Origin of the sequence: Roseofilum reptotaenium CS-1145 (assembly GCF_028330985.1) — a bacterium.
GTDB classification, from domain to species: Bacteria; Cyanobacteriota; Cyanobacteriia; order Cyanobacteriales; family Desertifilaceae; genus Roseofilum; species Roseofilum reptotaenium.
Window position 1 is genome coordinate 1 of sequence record NZ_JAQMUE010000011.1, and the last position, 10,824, is coordinate 10,824.

A 10,824-nucleotide genomic window follows, 5' to 3' on the forward strand; every position below is an offset into this window, starting at 1 on the left:
GGATTGAGTTTCTCAAAGTGCTTGCCATAGGTTAAGTGATAATTAGCCAGAGTATTAGTTCTAAGCCTCTTGTCACTCCTATCGCGTCCACATTTGTCATAGCCATTGATGTAATTATTCTTCACTATCTCAATGGCATCGTCGATGGTAATGATGTCATTCTCAAGAGATACGGTGCCCTTGATTTCTGACTCGTACCACGACCAAAATTCTGACTCTGATTCGATTTCTTTGAGTTTTTCAAAGACTGCTAAGGCTTTTGCTAGAGCGTTGATGCACCCATCGCGAGTGAATGACTCATTACAGGAGTTATCAGCAGTAGCAGACTTGTTAGACGTTTTAAACCGGAGATATAGCCGGTTACCTTTCTTGCTAATGGAGACACCCTTAGGGGTTGACTTCTGGCAAGCTTTGAGATGGGCACGAATTAACTCATGATCAACGTACTTGGATGGATCAATTTGATTAGAGTGGAAATACTCATTAACTAAATTCCACGTCTGCTTAAAGTATTCAGACATCTACCTATTTTCCTTTCAAGGTTCTATAAGGTAGCTTTGGTAAAGCTTCTAGCCATTTGGATAGCGTTAGCTATAGTCTGAGAGTGGGGTTCAAATCCCTCCGTGCTCGTCTTTTTTGTGTATAGTATTAACCTGAGTTCGGGATAAGGAAGGGAGGATGGAGTAAGCTGAAAGTGACTAAACATCAGCACCATCCCCCGCAATGACTACTAGCTTAGAAGAACTCTTCTGTGATGTCGATGACTTCTGTCAAATCTTTGAGGTGGCTTGGTCACAACAACTGCTCCAGTCCGGTCTGAAAAATCGCCAACGGCAGCGCTCAATGAATTTGAGTGAAATCATGACTATACTCATTGGGTTTCATCAAAAGCCCTATCGAACCTTCAAAAGCTATTACCTCGAACAGGTCTGCCAGTATTGGTCTCAAGAATTTCCATCCCCAGTGAGTTATCAACGTTTTATTGAGTGGATACGTTCATCTCTAGTACCTTTGTGTGCTTATCTCAACAGTTGTTTTGGTAGCTGTACGGGAATCAGCTTTATTGATGCTACCAAAAAAGAAAGTCTGTCACTCTCGTCGTATCAACCGCTACCGAGTCTTCAAAAATTTAGCAGCTCGAGGTAAAACCTCTATGGGTTGGTTCTATGGATTTAAACTTTATTTGGTGGCGAGTGAATCTGGGGATATACTGAATACTCAGTTGACTCCAGGTAATACAGATGACCGTAAACCTGTAGAAGGGCTATTAAGCCACCTCCAGGGCAAAGTGTTTGCTGATAGAGGTTATGTGAGTCAAACCCTGGCCAAACAACTGCTAGAAAAGTTTAACATCTCCTTTTTTGCCAGGCTGCGACGCAATATGAAGAATAAATTGATGCGCCTCACAGATAAACTGCTCAGTCGTAAGCGCTCTATTGTGGAGACAGTAATTGACCAACTAATGTCCCTTCAGGTTTAAAGGCTTTACACAGGAGTGGAAAGGTTATAGTCTTATAGTTAAACTGAGCCAGAAAGTCACTCCTCTGACTTCTGTTCTCAACCGGACGTGAGACTTTCACCTCATCCAGCTCCTCAGTTGAATAGTTCTTTACCATGAATACTAATCAGATCCCTAGCAGTCTTAGAGGCATGGGAATGTCTATGGAGTAAGTGCTTATTATCTCTTCGATTATTACCCTCCAAGGCTTTAGAGATAATATCCCTCTTCTGTCACTCTCCGAGAATTAAGATAGAATAATGTAAAAGCCCAATGGCTGAAAGAGAGACACAGTAATGGATGTAGGGCACCCCTATTAATTGCTCTTTCGAGCAATTAATCAGATAAAAAAAGACCGCCTTTTTCCGAAAAGATAAAATTTCATCTAAGAAGTAGACAGTTCATCATAGACCAACCACTTTTTATTAAAACTCCCTATAAGTAGGGGCATTTTAATTATATATCTGAGATTGATCAGAAGACATATCTGAGGAGATTAAATACTAAATTTCTCAAACCTATATTGGCTTCTGCTCTCACTTTTCCAATCGAACGTAGAAGCTTTCCTCCCATGCACATTACCCAAGCTCCAAATACATGCTCTACTTTCGCTCTCGTTTTTGATTTTTCTCTATTGCTTAATTTTTGTTCTTTACTTAACGGTTTGTATCTACACCCTTTTTCATTAATTTGGCTCTCAAATACTAGCTTTGATAAGAGCCATTCAATTTCTTCACTCCGATAGGTACTATCTGCCCATATTTCTGGTTATGAATTCTCTATATCTATCAGTTTTTCCAATACTTTTGAGTCATAAATTTATGCATCTGTCACTTCATATTTGCGAATAAATCCATATTTCTGATCGATACTTATATGATTTTTATAGCCGTAGTGATTTTTCCCATTTTTTTTCAACCACCGAGCGTCTAAATCCTTTTGGTACAAGCAGTTGGGCGTTTATTTTCATTCTTCCGGGATTTCTCCTTCTCGGATTTCTTTATTCTCTTTTCTGCTATTTCTTTGCCTCGGCACAGGAATTAGAGTCGCATCTACTATTTGCCCTTCTTCAGCTTTATACCCTTGACTTTTTAGATACTCTTCTAATTGCTCAAATCACTCTTCTACTAACTTCTTTTTCGTCAGTTTTTCCTTAAAAAACCATACCGTTTTAGCATCGGGCACTGGATCTTCTATGCCCAGATTTAGAACCTTCATAAACGAGAATCTATCATTGACTTAGTACTCCAATTGATCGTCACTTAAATTGAACAATTTTTGTAGGATAACTAACTTGAACATTAAGATAACGTCTAGGGGTTTACGACCGGCATTACTTGAGAGTTCACGATCATGAATTTGTTCGAGGATTGGACGAAAATCCTCCCAAGGTACCAATTCATTCAGTTGAGAGAGCAGCGTTTTTTATTATTTAGCTTCTTCTGACGTTTCTCTACGTTCCAAAAACTTATTTGACCCATGTTTTTTTCTTTCTTTTTATTTCTTTATTATATCATGAATTCACGGTATAGCCAATTAATAGAAGTGCCCTTAAGCATTAATAAAGACCATCCCTTGATCTATTTTTCCCGCACTTCCTAAGTATTGCCGAGCTACAGAATCAGTCTTCTTTAGCTATTTCTGGAAATGTTTTAAGAACTGTAACTCTACATCCATTAGTATGTCTTGTTTTCAGCCATTGAGCTTCTAAATTATTCTATTTTAATTCCTCGCAGAGTGACAGAAAAGAGTGTACTATATCCCTAGTCTAGCCTATGGGAAGAAGCAACAGACAAGAATTAACCTCTTCTAAAAGCAGCTCAACCCAAGGTGTGTTACGTTCATCTAAGCAAATCACTTTGGTTAGGGGGGTATAAAGGAACTTGTGGAGCAGATTTTTACAACTATCTTTGAACTCCTATGGCAACAACTCCAGAATTCAACCCAAGCGGGACAACGTAACTGTCGGGAAGTCGCCCATCGGTTAGCAACCGAAGTGACTCGAATTTGTGTGGAGAGTCAACGGATTCAAATGTCAGGGGAAGTGGAAGAGTGGGCTAAAAAGCTGGCTCAACTCCGCCTTAAACAATGTTTACACTATTACCAGCAAGGATCGGTTAAAGGTCGTCAAGATCTCCATAGTACCTTAGCCGCGATCGTTTATGGTTATATAAATCTATCTTATCGGTCAGCCAGTTATGCCGCTCGCACCACGTTAATTGAGGATTTTTTACAAGCCTTTTACCTCGAAGCCTTCAATGCCTTTCGCCGTGAAACCGAACTTCCCCTCACCTATCATCCAAAAACTCGGTTAGACATTGCTGAATTCATGGCTTTTGCAGAGCGCTATGCTAAACGCCGAATTCGTCTGAAAGGGAATCGCTCGCAACAACTGATTATTTTACGAGCGCAAACCTTTTCTCAGCAACAACCTCCAGAAGAGCTAGTCGATATTGAAACCGCTTCAGAAGGAGGAAGTTCGGACTCCAATTCCGAGTGGTCAAGTCCTGCACTCTCTCAAGTCCGTAAGGCTATCAGTAACCAGGTACAGATTCCAGAAGCCGATGAAATTACTGAAAAAGTTGTGCAAATGCTTTTAGAGTATCTAGAAGAACGCAGTCAGCAAAAATGTGCTGATTATTTTGTCTTTCGTTTACTGGATTTAACCACTTCACAAATTGAATGGATTTTAGAGATTACGCCTAGGGAAAGGGATTATCTACAACAACGGTTTAAATATCACTTAGAACGGTTTGCCCTAGGTCCCCATTGGCAATTAGTACATGAATGGTTAGAAGCAAGTTTAGAACAAAACTTAGGGCTAATGCCTCAAGAGTGGGAAATTTTTACCAATAAGCTTACCGAAGAGCAGAGGAAACACCTTAATCTGAAACAAGATCGGGTTGATGATGAAGCGATCGCTAATCAACTTGACTGTACACTCACTCAAATTCAAAAACGATGGATCAAAATCTTAGCGAAAGCTTGGGCGATCCGCAATGCCTAATTATCCGGAGAATTCAAAATTTGCCATGAATAAAGACCCAGAAGCCAAAATTGAAGCCCTTTTTACTTGGCTCCTCAATCCTCCATTGGATGACTCTTCCCCAGTTTCAGAAGAACTAGCATCAAGTTCCCATTCCGATCCCAATCCATCCCGATGGATAGATCAACCCGATGAATCATCTTGGGATTGGGAGGCACTCGATCCCTTAGAGTCTGAAGATATCGATGGCATCTATCCCCCCCATTTAACCCCAGAGGGCCAACCTTTAGAGATAGGAGAGATCCCCGCCGTGCAAGACCGTTTCCAGGCTTTATTAAAGCGACGAATTCAAGCTGAAATGCAATCGAATCTTCCCTTATTTCCTTGGGAAACAACGATGATGGACTATGAGGATGACCCCTGTGATGTGGTATCCTCTCCCCCTGTTCTTTCCCAACCTTGGATGCTACAGCTCAAACAGTTAAATTTTCCCGTTCCTGTACAACTCCCTGAGTCTTTGCTGACTCAATTACTCGATCAATGTCAGCAAGTTGCCCAGTCTACTCTGGAAGAGGGGGCAAAATTGGTGCAAGCAGTAGAAAATTTATTTCCCAATCAGTTTCTGACTTTAAACCGGATAGCCCGTCCGTTATTATTGGGTGAATTGCGCTCTCCCCCAAAATCTCGTCCGACTTTAGTATATGAGGAAGCCCAGCAATCGCAAAAAATGCTCCTTTCTCTATTAGCCGCCCAAAAAATCCTCCAAACCCTAACCCTAACCCCCGTTGTCAATCAAGCCGCCATAGAACGGAACTGGGAAACGGAACTTGGATGGCTGAAAGTTGCAGCTAATTATACCCAGACCGAACAGAAGTCTCAACTCCGGGTAGAAGCGTTGCTGCCTTGTGCCGGAACAGTGCAGTTCCAAGGTGAAGGTAGACAGGCAATTTCCAAACGCTGCGATCCTGGATATCTAAGTGTAGAGTTATTTGATATTGTTGGAGAGCGCCCCTACAGTTTAGTCATTGAGCTGGACAATAATCCTGAAGCGCCCCTGATGTTTGCTATTCAACCGACCCATACGGGATCTTAACCCTGACTTCAGATACCAAAGACAAAAAATCTTGTTACACTAGCTCTTAGCTTTTTTGGAAATTAGCAAGCGTAACCAGATATAACCTATGGCAAACTCATCAGGGACGCGCCAGAGATCAAAATTTCCCTTCTTATCGGACTTGTGGAAGCATGTAGAGCGCCTTCCAAAACCCGTGGCTGAAGAATCCATGTTCTTAAGAATATTGGTTCAGGGTTTAGTGAGTGTGGGAATTATGGCCACCGATGTAGCGGCAGGGACCCAAATGAGTCTGTGGGCTGTTCCCGTGGGTATGATCGGGGCCCTGTGGAGTTGGTATCGACGCAAGGATCGCAATGTAGTCACGAAATTTGCGATCGCTATTGGCATGTTAATTGCCCTCTTTGTATTTTTCGGAAACCTGTTTACCCAACTCAACGATACCCGACTGGTTCTGGCTGAACTGCTGGTTCATCTCCAAGTCTTACATAGTTTCGACTTACCACGCCGCAAAGACTTGGGCTATTCGATGATGATCGGGCTGATTTTAATTGGTGTCGCTGCAACTCTGAGCCAAACCTTAGCCTTTTCCCCCCTCTTATTCCTATTCCTGGTCATTGCCCTGCCTACTCTGGTTTTAGATTATCGCTCTCGGCTTGGACTATCGCCTCTCACCTGGAATTGGCGTTCGACGACTCGTAAGCGTACCCCCTTAGCACCAGAACTAGCACCCAAACAATTGGGATTTATGCTCTTAGTGATTCTAGGGTTAGGCATGGCTCTGTTTGCTGCCTTTCCTAGGGTTCCCGGCTATCAATTACGCAATTTCCCGGTCAGCGCACCTCCTCTAATGCAAGAAAAAGAACAAAGCTTTCAGGGATTGCCAGGAACTATTATCAACCCAGAAACCGCAGAGGATGGAGAAGGTGAAGGGGGCGGGGGAGAAGTCCCTAGTGAGGGAGCCGGTCAAATGGATGACACCTTTTATTATGGGTTTAATAGTCAAATCAACCAGAATTTGAGAGGGCAACTGACTCCCAAGGTGATGTTACGGGTTCGCTCTCAAGCAGAAGGATTTTGGCGAGTTCTAGGGTTCGATCGCTATACCGGTCAAGGATGGGAAATTGAGCAAGAGGGTACGGCATTAGTTGAACGCCCGTCTTGGTCGTATAAATTTTACATGCCTCGCATTTCTTCATTAGCCAGAAGTCGGGAAGTGGTGCAAACCTATACCGTGGTTGAGCGTTTACCCAACCTGATACCAGCGTTATATCAAGTTGAGGATCTCTACTTTCCTACGCGAGAAGTGGGGATAGATAAACATGGAGCGTTGAGATCGCCCCTTAACCTACGAGAAGGATTAACCTATACTGTAATTTCTGAGGTTCCCTATCGCGATCGCTCTGTTTTGCGGGAAGCTTCGACAGACTATCCCCAAGAAATTCGTGACCTGTATCTGCAAATTCCTCCAGAAATTGCAGAGCGGGTACGTCAGAAAACAGAAGAAGCGTTAGCCACTTCAGAAAATCCCTTAACCGATCCCTATGAAAAAGCTCTGTATCTGGCTCAATATTTGAAACAACGCTATAGTCTGGAGCCAGAATTACCCTTTTTTGATGGCAATGAAGACCTGGTAGAAGCCTTTCTCTTCAAATATAACGGTGGCTATCCGGATCACTTTTCTACTACGTTAACCATAATGTTGAGAGCAATTGGTATTCCGGCACGTCTAGCTGTTGGCTTTGGGCCAGGAGAATTTAACCCCTTTACCGGATTGTATGTGGTTCGTAATATTGATGCCTTTGCCCTCACAGAAGTCTATTTTCCAGAGTATGGTTGGTTTAGCTTTGACCCGATTCCCGGTCATCCCCTAATTCCGCCCTCAATTTCTGAGTATCAAAGCTTTAGCGTCCTGCGTCAGTTTTGGGATTGGGTTGCGGGTTGGTTACCGTCTCCGGTGAAAAATGCTCTTACGGCGATCGGGGCATTTATTATGACCGTTTTAGTCCGGTCACTAATTCGTCTGTGGCAATTGATTTCCAGTGGCTGGACGGGTTTCTTTATCGGTTCAATCTTAGCGATCGCGATCTCCTTTTTGCTCTGGGTCTTATTTAAGCAATGGCAACAGTGGAGACGGCAAAGATGGCTCTCTAAACTCCATCCCGTGGAGCGAATTTATCAACAATACTTAGACATTCTTAGGGAAGCCGGTTATCCCAAACATCCAGCACAAACCCCTCAAGAATATGCCGAAAGCTTGCGGGGTAAGTATGGCTCAGAAACAGCAAACGTAATTGACAGGATTCCCCAAGCCTATGTGCAATGGCGCTATGGGGGCATAGAATCTGAATCGATTTCTCATTTACAGCAGAGTTTACAACAATTAAAACAACGTTCTCGCCAAAAGAAATTGCTCACTCAAATAAGTAGTCGGTAAGGGGAAATCAGTCATCCTATTTCTCTAAGATCTCCCTCTAACGTAAGTATCACTGCCCACTCAATTACCAAATTATCTTTAAGTCATGGGGCCTCTTTACCAGACAGAAGCTAAAATGGTTGGCGTTAAAAGAACGCTCTAGCATAATCCCTGCCATGAACAATTATCCTATTCATCCTGCGTTTAAGATTCTTCCCCTGATTGCCAGTGCTATGCTGTTAGGCTCTTGTGGCAAAGAACAAGTACAGGCAACACCTCGTCCTGCGGTTCCAGTAGTCTTTGGAGAGGTGGAATCGGGGCGGGTCAGCGAGGGTACAGAATATAATGTGTCTTTGGTATCGAGAGAAATTGCCAATGTGCGCCCTAGGGTGAGTGGGAATATTTTAGAGCGATATGTGGATTTAGGCGATCGCGTCACCGCTGGACAACAGATGTTTATTATCGATCCGATTGAACAACAGGCAGCCGTGAATTCCCAACTGGCACAAGTAGGCGCAGCCACAGCCGCCCTAGAAACAGCCAAAAGTAACCTACAATCGGCGATCGCCGATCGCGCCCGCATTGCCACCGAAAAAGACCTCAACTCCGCCCGCGCCGACTGGGAAAACGCCAAATCTACCCTACTTTCCGAAGAAGCTGAACTCGACCACCGGCAAGCCCAACTCGATTACCAAACCTTAGAAAATGAGCGCTATCAATCCCTCGCTGATAATGGAGCAGTTTCTCAAGAAACTGCCGATCAAACCGAACGCTCTTATCTACAAGCGCAAGCGGATGTCGAAAACCAAAATAAAGTGATTGAAGCGGCTCAAGCAACCGTCGTCAGTAGTCGCCGAGCATATGATCGCCTGATTGCCTCCGTAGATGCCCAACTCGCCGCCCAAGATCAAGTCATCGCTGGGGCGGAGGCTGAAATTGCTCGTGCGCAACAAGAACTGCAACGGACTCGGCAACAAGCAGCCGAACAAGAAGCTCGCTTAGGATTTTATGAAATTAACGCCCCATTTTCAGGAACCGTAGGCAATGTGCCAGTCAACGTTGGGGATTTTGTTGATAGCCAAACCCTTCTTGCTACTGTCAGTCAATCCCAACCTTTAGAAGTCCTGATCCAGATTCCCATTGACCGCTTATCCCAAGTCCGCATTGGCACCCGAATTGAGTTGCAGACTCAACAAAATGAACCCATTGGAATTATACCCGTGTCGTTCATTTCACCACAAACTGATGCTGAGACCCAAACCATTACCATTAAAGGCATCTATGCCAATGCCGAAAATCAATTGCGTACCGATCAATTAGTCAAAGCAAAAGTGGTTTGGGAAGACAAATCCAGTGTGACTATTCCCACGACAGCAGTTACGCGCATTGGTGACCAAGCTTTTGTGTTTGTCGTGAATGAATCGGAAGGGCAAAAAGTCGCGACCCAAACCCCAGTCACTCTAGGCAGTATTACTGGACAAAGCTTTGTAGTGCAGGAAGGCTTACAGGGAGGTGAAAGCATTGTCACGGAAGGGGTGGTTAAACTCCGTGATGGTGTTCCTGTAGTAGATTCGAGTACCTTGCCCAGTTCTCCAGAGAATTAGAGAATAGGTACAGTGCTTTGCTCTGTCGTGGGTGATGGGGGAGTGCTTAGGTTATGGTATCCTCAGAACTCGATAGGAAGGTGAAAACGATGGTACAAGAATTGCTTTCTCAAGCGCAAATTGACGCTCGACTCTACCCAGAAAGTGATGGCAAACCAATGGCAAATAATACAGTTCAATTTCGTTTAATAATGACTATTGCCGGAGGATTGTCGGCTCTGTTTAAAGAGCGAGAAGATGTATTTGTGATTGGGGATTTGTTGTGGTATCCCAGAAAGGCGGGAACGTTAACGGCAGTAGAAGAAACATTACCGTTCAGCCAAGCGCCCGACATTATGGTGGTTTTGGGAGTGGAGAAAAAAGATAGAGGCTCCTATAGACAATGGGAAGAAGGAAATATTGTGCCTCAAGTGGCGTTTGAGATTATCTCACCGAGCAATAACAAAGGAGAGATGAACGATAAGTTTGAGTTCTACGACTATTATGGGGTCGAAGAATATTATGTCTACGATCCGAAGCAAAATCAACTGCAAGGATGGTTGAGAAGTGGGGGGAGGTTAACCGAAATTCCTCAAATGGAGGGTTGGAGAAGTCCTTTATTGGGAGTGAGTTTTAGTACAAGTGAGCAAGAGTTGCAGGTGTTCGCGCCGACTGGGGAAGTGTTCGAGACTTATGAGGATGTTGTGCAAGAGCGCGATCTCCAGCGTCAGGAGAAGGAGTTGCAGCGTGAGCGGGCTGAGAGTGCCGAATCGGATTTACAACAGCTACGGGAGAAACTGCGACAGTTAAATATCGATCCGGATTCTTTGTAGGCTCGGTAGGAAGAAACCGGGTTTGTGCCTAGTTCTCTGGCTCTTCTCCCAGATTCTCGTACAAACCCGGTTTCTAGCGCCCTAGTTAGCCGTAGGGTGCGTTTGGGCTGTCGCGGACGTGAAATCGCGCAGGGCACTAGCTTCTAAAAAGACACACTGAGGTTTTCCGAAAGATACGTCATACCATTTCTCTGTAACAATGTGCTTAATAATCATGGTCAAAATAGAAGTTTTACTTATAGTTGTCATCTTTCATTAAGCGCAACTTCATGGAGAAATGGTATCAAGGCAAAAGGTAGTGGACTGGCAAGCTTAAAATTGTGGGTAAGAGTTATCGGAGGTACCTATGAGTAACCCCAAGCTTAAGTATCGCATTAAATTGAGTACAGAGCAACGTCAAGAACTGATAGATGTCGCGAAAAATGGGGAAAAGTCA

General features: G+C 43.9%; 5 protein-coding genes and 3 pseudogenes. 6 read left to right on the forward strand and 2 right to left on the reverse strand.

Features of this window, described 5'->3' with window-relative positions; all coding sequences use genetic code 11:
* Positions 1-521, reverse strand: a pseudogene (locus tag PN466_RS01230) (hypothetical protein); the annotation flags it as partial.
* A 202-nt stretch (positions 522-723) separates the two neighbouring features.
* Here PN466_RS01230 and PN466_RS26140 point away from each other — a divergent pair.
* Positions 724-1,471: pseudogene (locus tag PN466_RS26140) on the forward strand (IS982 family transposase); the annotation flags it as partial.
* Positions 1,472-1,972: 501 nt separating this feature from the next.
* Here the strand turns inward: PN466_RS26140 and PN466_RS01245 are convergent.
* Positions 1,973-2,979: pseudogene (locus PN466_RS01245) on the reverse strand (IS5 family transposase).
* Positions 2,980-3,383: 404 nt separating this feature from the next.
* Between PN466_RS01245 and PN466_RS01250 the strand changes: the two are divergent.
* The 5 genes from PN466_RS01250 to PN466_RS01270 all read left to right on the forward strand — a co-directional run bounded on the left by PN466_RS01250 (position 3,384) and on the right by PN466_RS01270 (position 10,388).
* Positions 3,384-4,505 carry a hypothetical protein gene (locus PN466_RS01250; protein ID WP_271936285.1) on the forward strand — a complete coding sequence of 374 codons (1,122 nt, stop codon included), beginning with the start codon at positions 3,384-3,386 and terminating at the stop codon, positions 4,503-4,505.
* Positions 4,498-5,577, forward strand: coding sequence for a hypothetical protein (locus tag PN466_RS01255; protein ID WP_271936287.1), 1,080 nt, complete (start codon positions 4,498-4,500; stop codon positions 5,575-5,577). Before PN466_RS01250 ends, PN466_RS01255 begins: the two co-directional genes overlap by 8 nt.
* Before the next feature lie 88 nt (positions 5,578-5,665).
* The gene (locus PN466_RS01260; protein WP_271936288.1) at positions 5,666-7,993 is read left to right on the forward strand and encodes a transglutaminase TgpA family protein; all 2,328 of its coding nucleotides are present in this window, start codon (positions 5,666-5,668) and stop codon (positions 7,991-7,993) included.
* Positions 7,994-8,148: 155 nt separating this feature from the next.
* Positions 8,149-9,576, forward strand: a complete 1,428-nt coding sequence (locus PN466_RS01265) for an efflux RND transporter periplasmic adaptor subunit (protein ID WP_271936290.1) — start codon at positions 8,149-8,151, stop codon at positions 9,574-9,576.
* A gap of 53 nt (positions 9,577-9,629) precedes the next feature.
* Complete coding sequence (locus tag PN466_RS01270) at positions 9,630-10,388, forward strand: Uma2 family endonuclease (protein ID WP_313898505.1); 759 nt, start codon at positions 9,630-9,632, stop codon at positions 10,386-10,388.
* The last annotated feature ends 436 nt before the right edge of the window (positions 10,389-10,824 follow it).

What these genes read in the sequence shown, in the direction of transcription:
- PN466_RS01255 (WP_271936287.1), top strand. Translation starts at nt 4,498, where the DNA reads ATGCCTAATTATCCGGAGAATTCAAAATTTGCCATGAATAAAGACCCA.
- PN466_RS01260 (WP_271936288.1), top strand. Translation starts at nt 5,666, where the DNA reads ATGGCAAACTCATCAGGGACGCGCCAGAGATCAAAATTTCCCTTCTTA.
- PN466_RS01265 (WP_271936290.1), top strand. Translation starts at nt 8,149, where the DNA reads ATGAACAATTATCCTATTCATCCTGCGTTTAAGATTCTTCCCCTGATT.
- PN466_RS01270 (WP_313898505.1), top strand. Translation starts at nt 9,630, where the DNA reads ATGGTATCCTCAGAACTCGATAGGAAGGTGAAAACGATGGTACAAGAA.